The 17,105-nt window shown below is 67.6% G+C and carries 15 protein-coding genes; 11 read left to right on the top strand and 4 right to left on the bottom strand.

Translation table 11 applies throughout. The features are described from left to right. Positions 1-75: 75 nt before the first annotated feature. The 6 genes from ACNUDN_RS07220 to ACNUDN_RS07245 all read left to right on the top strand — a co-directional run bounded on the left by ACNUDN_RS07220 (position 76) and on the right by ACNUDN_RS07245 (position 7,535). Entirely contained in the window at positions 76-1,491 is a 1,416-nt protein-coding gene (locus ACNUDN_RS07220) for an NAD(P)H-quinone dehydrogenase (protein ID WP_419121313.1), read from the top strand. A 79-nt stretch (positions 1,492-1,570) separates the two neighbouring features. Then, entirely contained in the window at positions 1,571-3,292 is a 1,722-nt protein-coding gene (locus tag ACNUDN_RS07225) for a hypothetical protein (RefSeq protein ID WP_419121314.1), read from the top strand. A gap of 15 nt (positions 3,293-3,307) precedes the next feature. Beyond that, positions 3,308-5,038 (top strand): glycerol-3-phosphate dehydrogenase/oxidase, encoded by a 1,731-nt coding sequence (locus ACNUDN_RS07230; protein WP_419121315.1) that lies wholly within the window; start codon positions 3,308-3,310, stop codon positions 5,036-5,038. Continuing rightward, on the top strand, positions 5,035-5,892 hold the full coding sequence (locus tag ACNUDN_RS07235; protein ID WP_419121316.1) for a pseudouridine synthase: 858 nt from the start codon (positions 5,035-5,037) through the stop codon (positions 5,890-5,892). Before ACNUDN_RS07230 ends, ACNUDN_RS07235 begins: the two co-directional genes overlap by 4 nt. Positions 5,893-6,394: 502 nt before the next feature. Continuing rightward, a complete protein-coding gene (locus ACNUDN_RS07240; protein ID WP_419121317.1) occupies positions 6,395-6,751 on the top strand; it encodes an RNA-binding protein in 357 nt (118 codons plus the stop codon). A 13-nt stretch (positions 6,752-6,764) separates the two neighbouring features. Beyond that, complete coding sequence (locus tag ACNUDN_RS07245) at positions 6,765-7,535, top strand: SDR family NAD(P)-dependent oxidoreductase (protein WP_419121318.1); 771 nt, start codon at positions 6,765-6,767, stop codon at positions 7,533-7,535. A gap of 154 nt (positions 7,536-7,689) precedes the next feature. Here the strand turns inward: ACNUDN_RS07245 and ACNUDN_RS07250 are convergent, their stop codons facing one another. Further along, on the bottom strand, positions 7,690-8,469 hold the full coding sequence (locus ACNUDN_RS07250; RefSeq protein ID WP_419121319.1) for an enoyl-CoA hydratase/isomerase family protein: 780 nt from the start codon (positions 8,467-8,469) through the stop codon (positions 7,690-7,692). Between the two features lie 10 nt (positions 8,470-8,479). Then, positions 8,480-9,148 (bottom strand): TetR family transcriptional regulator, encoded by a 669-nt coding sequence (locus ACNUDN_RS07255; RefSeq protein ID WP_419121320.1) that lies wholly within the window; start codon positions 9,146-9,148, stop codon positions 8,480-8,482. Positions 9,149-9,217: 69 nt separating this feature from the next. Here ACNUDN_RS07255 and ACNUDN_RS07260 point away from each other — a divergent pair, with 69 nt between their 5' ends. From ACNUDN_RS07260 to ACNUDN_RS07270, 3 genes are all read left to right on the top strand, one after another. After that, positions 9,218-10,273: a ferredoxin reductase gene (locus ACNUDN_RS07260; RefSeq protein ID WP_419121321.1), complete on the top strand. Its 1,056-nt coding sequence runs from the start codon at positions 9,218-9,220 to the stop codon at positions 10,271-10,273. A 109-nt stretch (positions 10,274-10,382) separates the two neighbouring features. After that, on the top strand, positions 10,383-11,522 hold the full coding sequence (locus tag ACNUDN_RS07265) for a fatty acid desaturase family protein (RefSeq protein ID WP_419121322.1): 1,140 nt from the start codon (positions 10,383-10,385) through the stop codon (positions 11,520-11,522). A 145-nt stretch (positions 11,523-11,667) separates the two neighbouring features. Continuing rightward, positions 11,668-12,093, top strand: coding sequence for an MTB12 C-terminal domain-containing protein (locus tag ACNUDN_RS07270; protein ID WP_419121323.1), 426 nt, complete (start codon positions 11,668-11,670; stop codon positions 12,091-12,093). Positions 12,094-12,151: 58 nt separating this feature from the next. On the opposite strand, the gene ACNUDN_RS07275 is transcribed toward ACNUDN_RS07270, so the two are convergent. Continuing rightward, positions 12,152-12,637 (bottom strand): Lrp/AsnC family transcriptional regulator, encoded by a 486-nt coding sequence (locus tag ACNUDN_RS07275; RefSeq protein ID WP_419121324.1) that lies wholly within the window; start codon positions 12,635-12,637, stop codon positions 12,152-12,154. Between the two features lie 182 nt (positions 12,638-12,819). On the opposite strand from ACNUDN_RS07275, the gene ACNUDN_RS07280 reads away from it, so the two are divergent. Continuing rightward, positions 12,820-15,150, top strand: a complete 2,331-nt coding sequence (locus ACNUDN_RS07280; RefSeq protein ID WP_419121325.1) for a thiamine pyrophosphate-binding protein — start codon at positions 12,820-12,822, stop codon at positions 15,148-15,150. Positions 15,151-15,184: 34 nt separating this feature from the next. Next, a complete protein-coding gene (locus tag ACNUDN_RS07285) occupies positions 15,185-16,339 on the top strand; it encodes a 2-oxo acid dehydrogenase subunit E2 (RefSeq protein WP_419121326.1) in 1,155 nt (384 codons plus the stop codon). Positions 16,340-16,366: 27 nt separating this feature from the next. Here the strand turns inward: ACNUDN_RS07285 and ACNUDN_RS07290 are convergent, their stop codons facing one another. Further along, complete coding sequence (locus ACNUDN_RS07290) at positions 16,367-17,050, bottom strand: GAP family protein (RefSeq protein WP_419121327.1); 684 nt, start codon at positions 17,048-17,050, stop codon at positions 16,367-16,369. Between the last annotated feature and the right edge of the window lie 55 nt (positions 17,051-17,105).

Consider the following 17,105-nt stretch of genomic DNA (forward strand, 5'->3'; position numbering starts at 1 on the left):
CTTAGACGCCCCGCCGTCCTGCGGCGGGACCTGTATGTGAACGCCTCGGCCGGCGAGGTGGCATAGGTTGGCACCGTGGTAACGCGCATCGTGATCATCGGCGGAGGACCAGCGGGATACGAGGCGGCCCTGGTGGCTGCCGCGCGGGGACGCGACGTCACCCAGGTGACCGTGATCGACCAGGACGGCCTGGGCGGGGCCTGTGTGCTCTACGACTGCGTACCGTCGAAGACCTTCATCGCCTCGACCGGGGTCCGGACCGAGCTGCGCCGTGCCGAAGGCCTCGGTTACGACATCGGCATCGACGACGCCAAGATCTCACTGCGTCAGATCAACAACCGGGTGAAGACGCTGGCCGCGTCGCAGTCGGCCGACATCGGCAGCCAGTTGCTCAACCAGGGCGTCACGATCATCGGCGGCCGCGGCGAACTCGTCGACGACATCGCCGGCATGGCCCACCACCGGGTCAAGGTGACCACCACCGACGGCAAGGTCGGCGTGCTCAAAGCCGACGTCGTGCTGATCGCCACCGGGGCCAGCCCGCGGGTGCTGCCCAACGCGGTGCCCGACGGCGAGCGCATCCTGACCTGGCGGCAGGTCTACGACCTCGACGAGCTGCCCACCCATCTGGTCATCGTGGGGTCGGGCGTGACGGGTGCGGAGTTCTGCAACGCCTACACCGAGCTCGGGGTGACGGTGACGGTGGTGGCCAGCCGTGACCAGATCCTGCCGCATGAGGATTCCGACGCCGCCGCCGCGCTGGAGGAGGTGTTCAACGAGCGTGGTGTCACGTTGGTCAAGAACGCCCGTGCCGATTCGGTGACCCGCACCGAGACGGGGGTGAAGGTGGCGATCGCCGACGGTCGCGTCGTCGAGGGCAGCCACGCGCTGATGACCGTCGGCTCGGTCCCCAACACCGCCGGTCTGGGGCTCGAGCGAGTCGGGGTCGAACTCAAGCCGGGGGGCTACATCCCGGTCGACCGGGTGTCGCGCACCCCGGCGTCGGGCGTCTACGCCGCCGGGGACTGCACCGGTCTGTTGCCGCTGGCCTCGGTGGCCGCGATGCAGGGCCGGATCGCGATGTACCACGCGCTGGGGGAAGGGGTGTCGCCGATCCGGCTGCGCACGGTGGCCTCGGCGACGTTCACCCGTCCCGAGATCGCCGCGGTCGGCATCCCGCAGGCGGCCATCGACGACGGCAGCGTGCCGGCCCGGACGTTGATGCTGCCGCTGAGCACCAATGCCCGCGCGAAGATGTCGCTGTTGCGGCACGGGTTCGTCAAGATCTTCTGCCGGCCCGCCACCGGGGTGGTGATCGGCGGCGTGGTGGTGGCGCCGATCGCCTCGGAGCTGATCCTGCCGATCGCGCTGGCCGTGCAGAACCGCATCTCGGTGACGGACCTGGCGCAGACGCTGTCGGTGTATCCGTCGCTGTCCGGGTCCATCGTGGAGGCCGCCCGCCGGTTGATGGCCCACGACGACCTGGACTGACGCGGTTTTGCCGACTGCGGCGTAGGCCGTCATACCCTGGTAATTGTCTGATCCGGCAATTTGCTGAATTATGGGCGCCATGGTCATGCGCTGGGTGGTAGTCCTTGTCGGCGTGGTCGTCGCGCTCCTGCTGGCGCCGACGGCGGCATTCGCTGACACCGATACGACGGCCGCGACCGGGACCGACCGTAGCGACGTGGGCAGGTCGCCCACCGAATCGGTTATCGATCGCGACCGGGACGACACCCCGGACCCCCGTACACCGGACGACCCTGACGATGCGGGCGATACGGACGACCCTGACGATGCCGCCGATGTCGACGATCCGGCAGACGATGGTCCCGGCGGGACGGCAGACGATGGTCCCGGGGGGACGGCGGACGATGGTCCCGGCGGGACGGCGGACGACGCGGGCCCGGTGACCGAGGAGCCCGACATCAACGCCGGTACCGACTCCGGGGCCGCCGATATCGTGGCGGTAGACCGTGACGGCGACCCTGGCGTCGACATCCATGCGGTCGACCGTGACCCGGCGCCGCCCACCCCGGCCGCAGTCTCGCCGGCCCCATCCGATGCTGTCCTGCCCGCCGACACTGACATGCCCCCGGGCGCGTCCGGGGACGACGATGCACCCGAAACTCCGGCCGACCCGTCGGCGGAGGCGCCGGTCGACCTGCCGGCGGACGCGGCTGCCCGGGCGGGCGCCGAGGTCGTCGACCCGGCCGGGTCCGTCTCCACCGCCATGACCACGCTGCGGGCGGCGGCGGCAACGGACGATCTGGCCGGCCCACCCGCCCAGCCGTCGCTGCTCCAGCTGATCGGGTCGTGGCTGTTCACCACGTTGTCGGGCCTGGTCCGGCTGTTCGATCCGACGCCGGCCATCCCGCCCGGCAGTCTGGTGACCCGCCGGACCTCGCCGCTGGAGGTGAACTGCGGCTGCGGGGTCACGCTGGACGCCGACTGGTATTTCCCGAACCAGGACGAGCCGCCGACGGGGCTGATCTACCTGCAGCACGGGTTCTTCCGCTCCAAGGCGAACGTGTCGGCGCTGGCCGTGCATCTCGCCGAGCAGACCAACAGCCTGGTGGTGGTGCCGACGGTGCCGTCGAACCCGTTCGCCGAGGGGACCTGCTGGGTCAACGGCAAGCCGATGCACCGCGCCGTCGCCGAGCTGTTCGCCGGTGACCGGCACGCGCTGACGGCGAGCGCTGAGCTGGCCGCCGGCCATCCGGTGACTCTCCCGACCCAATACGTGCTCGCCGGTCAGTCCGCCGGCGGCAACCTGGCCGCTTCCGCGGCGGCCTATGCCACCACCAGCAACGCGATCGCCGGGTTGCGCGCGGTGGTGATGTTCGACGGTGTGGACAACGGCGGCGGGATCGCCGCCGGCGCTGCCGCGCTGACCGGCGCCAACGCCAGACCGATCTACCAGATCGCCGGCGAATGCGGCCCGTGCAACGCATTCGGGTTGGGGACCAGCGCGTTGCTCGAGGCGCGGCCGGACAGCTTCGTGGGCGTCACGCTGATCGGCGGCAGACACACCGACGCCGAGGGTCCCAGCTCTGGACTTGTGGGCTTTCTCACCTGTGGTGTTCCGCGCAGCAGCAATGTCGAGGCGGTGCGCGTCATCGGGGCGGGTTGGATCAACGATGTCTTCACCGGTTCGACAACCGGTGTTTACGGGGCCGGCGGCGAACGTATCCAGGTCGGTGCCGCCACGGCTGTGGTGCTCGGATCCGGCGCAGGTCTGCCGGGCCCGGCGGTCGCGCTGCACGTAGGGTTGGTAGGTACTGACCGGTAACTAGGGGAGTACTGCGTGGGCCAGCCAGAGCGAGAATCCAAGCTTCACCCCGATCAGCGCATCCGTGCCTGGGAGCGGCTCGGCGGCGAACAGTTCGACGTCATCGTCATCGGCGGTGGCATCGTGGGCGCCGGCGCCGCGCTCGACGCCGCCACCCGCGGCCTGAAGGTGGCGCTCGTCGAGGCCCGCGACTTCGCCTCGGGCACGTCGAGCCGCAGCAGCAAGATGTTCCACGGCGGGCTGCGCTACCTCGAGCAGTTGGAGTTCGGCCTGGTGCGCGAGGCCCTTCACGAGCGTGAGCTGTCGCTGACGACACTGGCGCCACACCTGGTCAAGCCGTTGCCTTTCCTGTTCCCGCTCACCAACCGATGGTGGGAGCGGCCCTACATCGCGGCCGGAATCTTCCTCTACGACCAGCTCGGCGGGGCGAAATCGGTTCCGCCGCAGAAGCACTTGACCCGGGCGGGCGCGCTGCGACTGTCGCCGGGACTCAAACGCAGCTCGCTGGTCGGCGGAATCCGCTACTACGACACCGTCGTCGACGACGCGCGGCACACCATGACGGTGGCCCGCACCGCCGCCCACTACGGGGCGGTGGTGCGGACCTCGACACAGGTGGTGGCGCTGCTGCGCGAGGGCGACCGGGTGACCGGGGTGCGGGTGCGTGACTCCGAGGACGGCGCGGTGACCGACGTCCGTGGCCATGTCGTGGTCAATGCCACCGGGGTGTGGACCGACGAGATCCAGGCACTGTCCAAGCAGCGCGGCCGATTCCGGGTGCGTGCCTCCAAAGGGGTGCACATCGTGGTGCCCCGCGACCGCATCGTCAGCGAGGTCGCGATCATCCTGCGCACCGAGAAGTCGGTGCTGTTCGTCATCCCGTGGGGCACGCACTGGATCATCGGCACCACCGACACCGACTGGAATCTCGACCTCGCGCACCCGGCCGCCACCAAGGCCGATATCGACTACATCCTCGGCCACGTCAACAAGGTGCTGGCCACCCCACTGACCCACGACGACATCGACGGGGTCTACGCCGGGCTGCGCCCGCTGCTGGCCGGGGAGAGCGAGGAGACGTCGAAGTTGTCGCGTGAGCACGCGGTGGCGGTACCTGCCCCGGGGCTGGTGGCCATCGCGGGCGGCAAGTACACCACCTACCGGGTGATGGCCGAGGACGCCATCGACGCGGCCGCCGAGTTCATCCCCACCCGGGTGGCACCGTCGATCACCGAGAAGGTTCCGTTGATGGGCGCCGACGGGTACTTCGCGCTGGTGAACCAAACCGGAAGCGTGGGTGCCAGTTACGATCTGCACCCCTACCGGGTGCGGCACCTGCTGGACCGCTACGGATCGTTGATCGCAGAGGTACTCGCACTTGCCGTGGACCGGCCCGAACTGCTGGAGCCGATCACCGACGCCCCGGTGTATCTGAAGGTCGAGGCCGCCTATGCCGCCGCCGCCGAGGGGGCACTGCACCTGGAGGACATCCTGGCGCGGCGGATGCGGATCTCGATCGAGTATCCGCACCGCGGTGTGGATTGCGCCCGCGAGGTCGCCGAGGTCGTCGCACCTCTTCTCGGGTGGAGCGCCGAGGATGTCGACCGCGAGGTCGAGACCTATCTGGCGCGGGTGGAGGCCGAAGTGCTGTCCCAGACCCAGCCCGACGATGAATCCGCCGACGCGTTGCGGGCGGCGGCGCCTGAGGCGCGCGCCGAGATCCTCGAACCGGTGCCGCTCAAGTGAGGCGGCCGGCCCCGCTGCCGGTGCGTGACGGGCTGGGGCCGGCGCGGGTGCGGTTGCGCGGTGGAGCGGTGCTGGTCGAACTGGCCGACCGGTTCGGTGAGGCGGCCGCGCAGAAGGTGCTCGGTGGCGAGGTCGTCACCGCCGACGGCTCAGTGGTGACCGCATCCACTGTGCTGCAACCCAATTCGGTGGTCTACCTGTACCGCGACCTGCCCGAGGAAGTGGTGGTGCCGTTCGACATCCCGGTGCTGTACCGCGACGACAATGTGCTGGTCGTCGACAAACCGCACTTCCTGGCCACCATGCCACGAGGCAGCCATGTGGCCCAGACCGCGTTGGTGCGGTTGCGGCGCGAGTTCGATCTGCCCGAACTCAGCCCCGCGCACCGGCTGGACCGGTTGACCGCCGGGGTCCTGGTGTTCACGACGCGTCGTGAGGTCCGTGGCGCGTACCAGACCTTGTTCGCCCGCGGGGAGGTGGTCAAGACCTACCTCGCGATGTCGGCCGCACCGTGCACCGGGAACTTCCCGGTGACGGTGCGCAGCCGAATCATCAAGCGGCGCGGGAGCTTACAGGCCGTCGAGGAGCCGGGGGAGCCGAACGCGCAGACCCTGGTGGAGCACTGCGGTGCCGGGCGGTACCGACTCACGCCCCGCACCGGACGCACCCACCAGTTGCGGGTCCACATGAACTCGCTGGGCATTCCGATCGCCGGGGATCCGTTGTACCCCAAGGTCATCGACATCGCTTCTGGTGACTTCTCGACGCCACTGAAGCTGCTCGCGCAGACGTTGGCGTTCACCGATCCGCTCACCGGCGTACCCCGGCGGTTCACCAGCACCCGGACGCTGTGAGCCCAGGTGTGCGCTCAGATCGCGACTCCCCTCGACGATCGCTCGGTCGCGATCTGAGCGCACACGTGCGCCGTGGACAGCGAACATGCGTGTCCGTGTCGGTGCGTCCGCCTCGGCGCCCGGCGTCGCACAGAAACCAAATCTACGTCATCGGTGGACAGTTCGCTGTGCTAATCGGCGATGCCGTAAACACCCGCGCTGACTAGGGAAAGCGTGATCATGTTCGCCGAGTCACGTCTTTGCGCGGTGATGGGGGTTTCGGCTACGGGATCGGCCTCGGACCGGTTCGCGGCTACACGGTCAGGCGCTGTGCAGATGTGCGGAATCGGGACGCCGGGACGCGGTTGCGGCAAATCGGTGCGGCCGCTCCTCAGAGCTACGCTGACGAACCCGCTCGCGGGTGACGAGTGGGCGGCGCAGAAGCGCGTTAAGCCGCGCGATGGCGTGCGGGCTGCCACAATCAGCACGTTGTCGGCGCGGATGTGCGCCCGCGATCAGAGGAGTGGCCTTGCGCAGAACCTGGCTCGTCGCGTCCGCGGCGGTGTTCCTGGGAGCGTCGATTCCGGTGCTCAGCCCTGCCCCGGTGCATGCCGCGGTATGCGGTTCCATCGGCGGCGTGCACGTCGACGTGTCGGGCTGTGCCGATCCGTTCTATGAACTCAACGAGGCGCTGCCACCCCCGCCACCCCCGCCGCCGCCACCTCCACCGCCGCCCCCGCCTGGTGTGCCGCCGCCGCCACCCCCACCGCCGCCGGTGTACGTGGCACCACCACCTCCACCGCCGGTGTACGTGCCGGCACCCAACGTCAGTGTGTGTGCCGACGTGGGCCGACGTATCAGCGTGGGTGGCTGCATCTAGTGGACCGCAGCTAGTGGACCGCGCCGCATTCGACCGGTTGTTCGATATGACGGGCCGGACCGTCATCGTGACCGGGGGCACCCGCGGGATCGGGCTGGCGCTGGCCGAGGGTTACGTGCTGGCCGGCGCGCGGGTCGCGGTGGCCAGCCGCAAGCCCGACGCGTGTGAGCAGGCGGCCCGCCACCTCCGCGATCTCGGTGGCTCCGCGATCGGCGTGCCCACCCACCTCGGTGAGGTCGACGACCTCGGGGCGCTCGTCGAGCGCACGGTCGCCGAGTTCGGTGGGGTGGACGTGCTGGTCAACAACGCCGCCAATGCCCTGGCCATGCCGTTGGGGCAGATCACCGCCGACGCGATGGCGAAGTCGTTCGACGTCAACCTGCGCGGCCCGGTGCTGCTGGTGCAGGAGGCGCTATCGCACTTGAAGGCCAGTGAGCACGCCGCGGTGTTGAACATGGTATCGGTCGGCGCGTTCGTCTTCGCGCCCATGTTGTCGATCTACGCGTCGATGAAGGCGGCCCTGATGTCGTTCACCCGGTCGATGGCGGCCGAGTTCGCCGGCCACGGCATCCGGGTCAATGCGTTGGCTCCCGGGCCGGTGGACACCGACATGATGCGCAAGAACCCGCAGCAGGCCATCGACGGCATGGTCGGTGGCACGCTGCTCGGCCGGTTGGCGACTGCCGACGAAATGGTCGGTGCCGCATTGCTTCTGACGTCGGACGCCGGAAGCTACCTGACCGGTCAGGTCGTCATGGTCGATGGCGGCGGCACCCCGCGCTGAGTCCGCCCGGGTGTGGGGTTGGCTGGGGTGTGGGGTTGAGTCTGCGGTGGGGGTGGGGAAGTTCGAGTGGGGTCCGCCGCTGGTGCAGTCTCGATGGGGGATGGCTGGGGTGTGAGGTTGAGTCTGCGGTGAGGGTGGGGAAGTTCGGGCAAGACTAGTTCTTGCGCAACACTTTCGATGCTGCTTCACGCATCTCGCCGCTCGTCGACGCCAGGATCTGGCTGCGGTTCTCCAGGTGCAGCGCGGTCTCCAGGCTGGACGCGTCGAGATTGGCCCACAGCACCTGCTTGGTGGATTCGAGCCCGAACTTGCCATAGCCGCAGAGTGTTTCGGCTATCGACAGCGCTTCGTCGACCACCGAATCCGTCATCCGGGAGACCAGGCCGAGCCGCAGCGCCTCGTCGGCGTCGACGGTGCGGGCGGTCAGGATCATGTCGAATGCCGGTCCGGCGCCGATGATGCGGGGCAGCGTGTAGCTGACCCCGATATCGCACCCGCCGAGTCCGAGCTTGATGAACTGGGTGCAGAACCGGGCCGACGGGGAGGCGACGCGCAGGTCGCAGGCGGCCGCGATCCCGAGTCCGCCACCGTAGGCGACCCCGTTGACCGCGGCGATCACCGGTTGGCGCAGCCGGTGGATCTTGGCGGTCAGGTCGGCGATGCGTTCCTGCCAGCGCATGCCGGAGCGCGGGAACTCGGTGCCCGCGCCGGCGGCGTCGGGATTGGGTGCGCGCAGATCGAGCCCAGAACAGAATCCGCGGCCCGCGCCGGTGAGCACCACGACGCGGCAGGTGTGGTGCGCGGCGATCCTGTCCAGCGCGTCATGCAGCGCCTCGACCAACTCGTACGACAGAGCGTTGAGTTTGTCGGGCCGATTGAGGGTCAGGACGGTGATCTCGGGCCGCGGGTGGCTCACCTCGAGGACGGGCGACATGCCGGTCACGTTAATCGCTGCGCCAGCCCGCCACGCCGACGGTGATCATCCGAAGTTGTTTGATCGCGATCCGGCGGATCTCGGCGATGCTCGCCGGGTCGGTGGCGTCTTCGAGCGACTCGGCGATGACGATCATCGAGTTCACGAAAACACTGGCCAGGATGTTGAGGTCCTCGCTGCTCCAGGTGTTGAGGTTGGGGAAGCGCGCCAGGTCGATGGCCAATTCGGACGTGATGAGCCGGATCTCGGTGCGGATCGCGTAGCGCAGCACCGCCACTCCGGTTGAGCGTTCGCGTCCGATAAAGCGCCAGTGTTCGCGGCGTTGCTGCACGCTTTCGATGAGGATGTCGACCGAGGATTCGATGACCCGGTTCGGGTCGAGCCTGCCCGCCCGCGCACCGCGCAGCATCTCGCGCAGTGCGCGGAACGACTCGTCGATCAGGACCAGGCCCAGCGATTCCATCGATTCGAAGTGCCGGTAGAAGGCCGCGGGCACGATGCCGGCCTCCCGGGTGACCTCGCGCAGGCTCAACCCGCCGAAGCTGCGTTCGGCGAGCAGGTGCAGCGCAGCGGCGACGATCGCCCGGCGGGTGGCCTCTTTGCGTTCCTCGCGTGACAGCGTGTCCTTCTCCCGGGACCTGGAACGGCCCGATCGTGAGCTGGGCGTACGACTGTTCACTGTGTGAAAACTACCACACGCTGCATCGATCTCTTGACGTCCGGGGGCGTCAGGGCGCACGGTGTACACATGTTCACTGAAACGCTGACCAAGGTGCGGCGCACTGCCCTGCTGGACCTGCTGACCGGTCCGCACGGCGTGGACCGCTATACCGAATTGGTCGATCCCACCTGGACGCGCAGGCAGGCCCGGGCGCGGGTGGTCGGGGTACGGCGCAGCACGCCGCGCAGTGTGACGCTGACGCTGGCGCCCAACCGGGCATTCGCCGGCTTCCGGGCCGGCCAGCACATCAACCTGTCCGTCGAGATCGACGGTCGCCGCCGGACCCGGCCTTATTCGCCGGCCAATGCCGAAAATGATCCGAACATCGAGGTGACGGTCGGTCGGCACGAGGGGGGACTGGTCTCGACCTACCTCTTCGAACACGCTCGACCCGGCATGGTCGTCGGCCTGGACTCGGTCGGGGGCGACTTCACCCTTCCCGACACCCTGTCCGCCGGTGCACCGCGGCGCCTGCTGTTCGTCTCCGGCGGCAGCGGCATCACCCCGGTGATGTCGATGTTGCGTACGCTGCGTGCGCGCCGGCACAGCGGCGAGGTGGTGTTCATCCACTACGCACGGTCCGCCGCCGAGGCGTGCTACCGCGACGAGCTCGCCGAGATTGCCCGGACGATGCCGAACGTGACCGTGTTGCACGGGTACACCCGTGATACTGCCGGCTCGGACCTGCCTGCACGATTTGAAGATCGGGCCATCGACGCCGATGCGGTGTTCGCCTGCGGTCCGCCCGCGCTCGTCGACGCGGTTCGCGAGGTCTACCCCGACGCGGCCTCGGAGAGCTTCGTGCCGCCGACGTTCGACGGCGAATCCAGCGGGGGCCGAGTCACGTTCAGCGACAGCGGGTTCGACGTCGTCGACGACGGCAGGCCGCTGCTCAACCAGGCCGAGGACGCGGGCCTGACGCCGGAGAGCGGATGCCGTATGGGTATCTGCTTCTCCTGTACCCGCCGCAAGACCAGCGGTGCGGTGCGCAACGTCATCACCGGTGCGGTGTCTTCCACCGAGGAGGAGGACGTGCAGATCTGCGTGTCCGCACCGGTCGGCGACGTCGACATCGACCTGTGATCCGTCATCTACATCCGTCCATCAACGCCGCCGAAAATGCTTGCTGCAGGGCATCTTCGATCGCGATTCGCTCCAGCTGACATCTCGGCGACACAGAGAGGTAGGAATCATGACTGAAGTTCTGGACCCCACCCCCGGTACCACCGGCCCCGACACCGCCGCTGCCGCGGCGCGCACGATTACCAAAACCGTCGCGGGCAAACCCGTGACCCTGACCCCCGAGCAGGCCGAGGCGTTCGGTCGTGAACTCGATGCGCTCAAGGACAGCGTGATCGCCGATCTCGGCGAACGCGACGCCACCTACATCCGGCGGATGATCAAGACCCAGCGCGGCCTGGAGATCGGCGGCCGGGCCCTGCTGTTCGGCGGGATCTTCCCCCCGTTCTGGCTCGCGGGCACGGCGATGTTGGGTCTGAGCAAGATCATCGACAACATGGAGATCGGCCACAACGTCATGCACGGCCAGTACGACTGGATGGGTGACCCGGCGATCTCCAGCAAGGGTTTCGAGTGGGACACCGCATGCCCGGCCGACCAGTGGCGGCACTCGCACAACTACATGCATCACACCTACACCAACATCGTCGGCCTGGACCGCGACATCGGCTACGGCATCCTGCGGATGAGCTCCGATCAGCGTTGGCGGCCGTACTACCTGGGCAACCCGGTGTATGCCTTCCTGCTGATGGTGCTGTTCCAGTACGGGGTTGCGCTGCACGAGTTGGAGAGCGAGAAGATCGCCGCCGGTGAGATCACGCTGACCGACAAGCGCGAGATCCTCGAAGGCATTTGGCGCAAGACCAAGCGCCAGACGCTGAAGGACTACGTGGCGTTCCCGCTGCTGGCCGGACCGTTCGCGCCGTGGGTGTTCGCGGGCAATATGACCGCGAACCTGATGCGCAACGTGTGGGCCTACATGATCATCTTCTGCGGACACTTCCCCGAGGATGTCCAAGAATTCTCCATCGAGGAGACCAAGGCCGAGACGCGCGGACAGTGGTACTTCCGGCAGGTGCTCGGCTCGGCGAACCTGACCGGTGGAAAGCTCTTCCACATCTTGAGCGGCAACCTGTCGTTCCAGATCGAGCACCACCTGTTCCCGGACATCCCGGCGTTCCGGCACGCCGAGATCGCCCCGAAGGTGCGCGAGATCTGCGAGCGCTACGGCGTGCCGTACAACACCGGGCCGCTGCCGCGGCAGTTCGCGACGGTGGTCCGCAAGATCGTCAAATTCGCCCTGCCGTTCTGAACCTGAGCCGCTGCCGCATTTCCCCCGGTCCCGGAGTTTTCGGGCCGGGGGAGTGCGGCGTGGGCGCCGAGACGTAGGTCTTGTGGGGCATGTGACCGCATGGTGGGGTGTGCTGGGTCGGACCCTCGTGCGGAAGGAAGCGTTCATGCGTGCTGCGTTGGCGGCGATGTCGGTGTTGGCTGCAGGTGCGGTGAGCGGGATGGGTGTGGCGTGGGCCCAGCCCGCGGTGCCCGATGCCGGTCAGCTCACCGCCGAGCTTCGGCAGGTGCTCGACACCGGGGCTCCGGCCGGTGACCGGGCCGCGCTGCTCGCCGGCGGACAGGCCGCGGTACCCACCGCCGACAACATCGCCAATCGTCTGAACACCTACGGTGGCATGGTCAACTGGCAGGTGCAGAATCCGGTGCTCAATGGTGATCAGCTCGATGCGCAGTTGGCGGTGACGATTCCGATCTTCGGGACCAAAACCCACAACATCTATTGGGTGAACCAGGACGGGGCGTGGAAGCTGTCCAACCCGTCGGCGTGTGTGATCGCCACCGACGTCGCCGGGGTCGCCTGCACCGTGTGATTCGCTGCGCCCATCAAGGCGCGCGAAGCTCAGGGGACGCGGGGAAGCGCGTAAGCGCTCAACCCGATGCGGCGATCGTGTCGATCAGCGGTGTCAACCGGAAGTCGACCAACCGGCGCATCACCAGCCCGGTGGTCGTCTTCTCCACGCCGTCGACGTCGAGAATCTGACCGGCGACCCGGTACAGGTCATCGGCGTCACGGGCCACGATGTGCACCAGTAGATCGGTGACCCCGCTGAGTCCGTGTACCTCAATGACTTCCGCGATGTCGGCCAGTGCGCCGGCGATGCTGGCCAGCTTGCGCTGGGTGACCGCCACCATGATGAACGCGGTGAGCGGAAACCCGAGGCTGGCCGGATCCACCCGGCGTTCGAAGGTCTGCAGTACGCCGTCAGCCTCCAGCTTCGCCAAGCGGGAGTGAACGGTATTGCGTGCCAGCCCCGTCGATTCGGCAAGGCCGACCACCGTGGCGCGCGGGTCGGCGGTCAGAGCTCGCAGGATGCGTGCATCGACCTCGTCGACGGTGGGGCGTGGTGTGGGCATTCTGCTCAGCTCCCGTTCCATGGGTGGCAACCTGGTGTGCAGGTTGCTCAAATTTCTGGTCGATTATTGCATCTGATGCGTCCTGATGCTGCACTTTGTTGAGCTATCTGCTCATCTGCTGTATCGAGGTGAGTGGATGGCCTTCCACTTCGGCCCGCGCAACCGCAACAGGCAGGCACACCATGAACGCCCATGCTCCGACGCCCGTGATCGACCGGCAGCAGTCCACGCTCGCCGTCCTCGAGGAGATCGAGAAGCGGGTGCTGTGGCTGTCGACCACGATGGTCCATCACGCCAACCGCGTGCGGCCCAACACAACTGGGATGAAGGTGGGCGGTCATCAGGCGTCGAGTGCGTCGTTGGTGACCATCATGACGGCCTTGTGGTTCGAACAGTTGCGTGCCGGTGACCGGGTGTCGGTGAAACCACACGCTTCACCGGTGCTGCACAGCCTCAACTATCTGTTGGGCAGTCTCGACGAGAAGTACCTGACCACGTTGCGCGAGTTCGGCGGCCTGCAGTCCTACCCCAGCCGGTCCAAGGATCCCGATCCGGTGGACTATTCGACGGGGTCGGTGGGAATCGGTGCCACAGCACCGATCTGGGGCGCGATTGCACGTCGCTTCGTCAACACCCAGTACGGAACCGGTGGTACCGGGCGGCAGTACTCGCTGGTCGGTGACGCCGAACTCGACGAAGGCGCCGTCTGGGAGGCCGTGATCGACCCGGGCATCGCCGACCTGGGGGAGATCGTGTGGATCGTCGACCTCAACCGTCAGTCGCTGGATCGGGTCGTGCCCAACATCGCGGCACGCCGGCTGGAGGACATGTTCTCGGCCGCGGGGTGGCAGGTGATCACGGTCAAGTTCGGCGGCCTGCTCGAGTCCATTTTCGCCAAGCCGGGCGGCGATGCGCTGCGATCCCGAATTCTGCAGATGCCCAACCCGGAATACCAGCGGCTGCTGCGGTGCGACGCCGACGAGATCCGCCGACGGCTGCCGGGCCAGGGAGCGGGAAGCTCCGACATCGAAGCCCTGATTGCGACGCTGGACGACGACACGCTCTCCCAGGCCGTGCGCAACCTCGGTGGGCACGATATGGCGGCGCTGATCGAGGCCTACCGGCAGATCGACGACACCCGCCCGACCGTGATCATCGCCTACACCATCAAGGGGTACGGACTACCCACCCAGGGACATCCGCAGAACCACTCGGCGCTGCTCAGCGTCGAGGAATTCCATTCCCTTGCCACAACTTTGCACATGGACCCCGAACGGCCATGGGGTCGTTTCGGCGCCGATACCGAGGCGGGCCGGTTGTGTGCCGCGACAGCGGAGAACCTGTGCCGCGAACCCATTCCCGCGAGCGCGCCGCCCGCCGTGCCGACCGATATCGGCCGGACGCCGAAAGGCACGTCCAGCACGCAGGCGGCGCTGGGACGGGTCCTGCTCGATTTGACCCGGGAGGCGCCCGAAGCCGCCAAGCGTGTGGTGACGGTCAGCCCGGATGTCAGTTCGACCACCAACCTCGGCGGCTGGGTGAACAAGGTCGGGGTGTGGTCGGCGGCCGAGCGCCACAACTGGTTTGCCGACGACGCGGAAACCATCATGCACTGGAACGAGCGGCCGACCGGTCAGCACATGGAACTCGGCATCGCCGAGACCAACCTCGTCGGACTCATCGGCGAACTCGGTGCGACCTGGAGCCGGTGGGGTGAACCGCTGTTTCCCATCGGCGTGCTCTACGACCCTTTCGTCGAGCGTGCGCTGGAACCGTGGTCGTTCGGCATCTACGCCGGCGGACAGTCCATCCTGGTCGGGACACCGTCCGGCGTGACGCTGGCGGCAGAAGGAGGGGCCCACCAGTCGATCAAGACCCCGTCCATCGGGATCGAGCAGCCCGGGTGCATCAGCTATGAGCCGGCGTTCGCGATCGACGTGGAGTGGACGCTGTTGGCCAGCATCGCCCGGCTGGGGCATCCCGCCGGGACGTCGTCGTATCTGCGGCTCTCGACGCGACCTGTGGACCAGGCGCTCGCGGATGTCCCGGCAGACCCGGCCGCGCGGGAACGTCGTCGCCGGCAGGTCGTCGCCGGGGGATACTGCCTGCGGCGACGCGATTCGGCGAAGGTCACCATTGCGGCCATGGGCACCGTCGTGACCGAGGCGCTGGCCGCCGCTGACCGCCTGGAAGAGCAGGGGACGGCCGCCGACGTGGTGTGCGTGACCAGTCCCGGCCTGCTCTTCGAGGCATGGCAGGCGCGGCAGGGGCGCGGTCCGGGCGAGACCTGGATCCTCGACCAGTTGTTCCCGGCCGACCGGGCCACTCCGTTGGTGACCGTCCTCGACGGACACCCGCACACGTTGGCTTACCTGGCGAACATCCAGCGGGTGAAGGCGACCGCGCTCGGTGTCACCCGCTTCGGTCAGGTCGGAACCATGCAGGACGTCTACCGCTACCACGGAATCGACACCGAGAGCATCGTCCGCGCCGCGCTCGACATCGCGGACTGACAGATCGAGCCAGGGCGAGGAGACAAGTCACCAGATGACGAGCACACAACAGGGTGCACAGGGTCGCACCGCGGGCGTCGCTGACGGGGTGGTGTACATGCCTGCGCTCGGTGAGAGCGTCGAGGAAGGCACGGTGACTCGGTGGCTCAAGCAGGTGGGGGACCGTGTCGAGGCCGAGGAACCGCTGCTCGAAGTGGCGACCGACAAGGTCGACACCGAGATCGTGTCCCCGCACGGGGGCACTGTGATGCGGCTGCTCGTCGACGAGAACGACGTCGTCGCCGTCGGAGCCGAACTCGCCGCCGTCCAACTCGACGACAGGGCTACCGACGGCGGGGGTAACGGCGGTGCCTCGCCTACTGCCTCACATCAGGTGTCGGCCCCCGAACCGAACAGTGCGACGGCCACGGAAGCTCACAGCGGCGCGGCTGAGGTGGCGCCGCCATCGGTGGCGCAGGAGGTGCCAACCACGGCGAATGCGGTGAAGCTGCCGCGAATCCGGCGCACGATCGCCGCCCGGATGGTCGAATCTCTTCGCGTGTCAGCGCAATTGACCACTGTGCTGGAGGTCGACCTCACCACCGTTGCGCGGCTCAGGAAGGCCCACAAGTCGCAGTTCCATGCGCGCACCGGCACCAAGCTTTCGTTCCTGCCGTTCTTCGTCCGGGCTGCCGTCGCTGCGCTGCCCGACCATCCCATGCTCAACGCCTCACTCGATGCCGATGTCACGGAGGTGACCTACCACGACGGATGTCACCTCGGTATCGCGGTGGACGGGCCGAAGGGTCTGATGGTGCCGGTGATCCGGGACGCGCACCAGCTCGGTCTGGCCCGCATCGCGCAGCAGATCGCCGAGCTCGCCGAGAGGGTCCGATCGAGCACCATCACCGCCGACGAACTCGCTGGCGGGACCTTCACCATCACGAATACGGGCAGTCGTGGCGCGCTGTTCGACACTCCCATCATCAACCAACCCCAGACCGGAATTCTGGGAACAGGTGCGGTGATTGAGCGGCTCGTACCCGTGCGCGACGATCACGACGCACTTCGCATCGAAGTGCGGCCGATGGCCTATCTCTCGATCACCTACGACCACCGTATCGTCGACGGTGCCGATGCGGCCAGGTATCTGACGGCAGTGAAGAAGTATCTCGAATCGGGTTTCACCGACGCCGATCTCGAAGGCTGATCCCTGGTTTCGGTGTGTGAACGACACTCAGGCCAGGGCTCTGCGATGGATGAGCGCGTCGGCTACCAGCGCCACACCGGCGACGACGAAAAGTATGCGCACCCCGATGGGTCCGTAACGCGTCAGTGTCCGAACCAGCCAGCGCTGTGCTCGGTCTGCTCGTTTGCTGCGGCTCGTCGACAGGGCGAGTACGAGTGCGCAGGGCAGCAGGGCGACAGCGCAGTATGCGAGCACAATGGCGGGCCAACCTGTGGGCAGCGGCTGTTGAGCGGCGATCATCGCCAGACCGGCCAAGTACGGAATGGCTGTCGGTGCCTGGCCGAGACCGACTGCGATGCCGACGAATCCGAGCAACCACGGGCGTTGACGCATGGCGGCCATAGCCCAGCCCGGGGCGGCAGTCTGGGTCACCAGCGGGAAGAAGGCGAGGATGATCAGGAACACGCCGATGGCGAGCTCTCCCCAATATCGGATCCCGGGGGTTATCTCGAAGTTGGTCAGATCGGTCAAGAAGTTCAGGCCGAGTACCGTACCCAGACCGAAGACGGACGTGACCAGGAAGACACCACCGATGAAGCTCAGTCCGCCGGGGAGGGCGGACTGGCGATTCAGCCGGCTGCCGTACACCACCGCTGATACGACACCGATGTTGAGCACACTCAGGGAGTCGAGAAACGCCAGCCCAGCCAACGCCAGCAGTAGACTCGTCATCGGCGCGGAAGCCGTCCAGGCTCGGTGCCTCCGTATCGGCGATCAGGCGCGGTGG

It is taken from the genome of Mycobacterium sp. smrl_JER01 (genome assembly GCF_048513595.2).
Taxonomy (GTDB): domain Bacteria; phylum Actinomycetota; class Actinomycetes; order Mycobacteriales; family Mycobacteriaceae; genus Mycobacterium.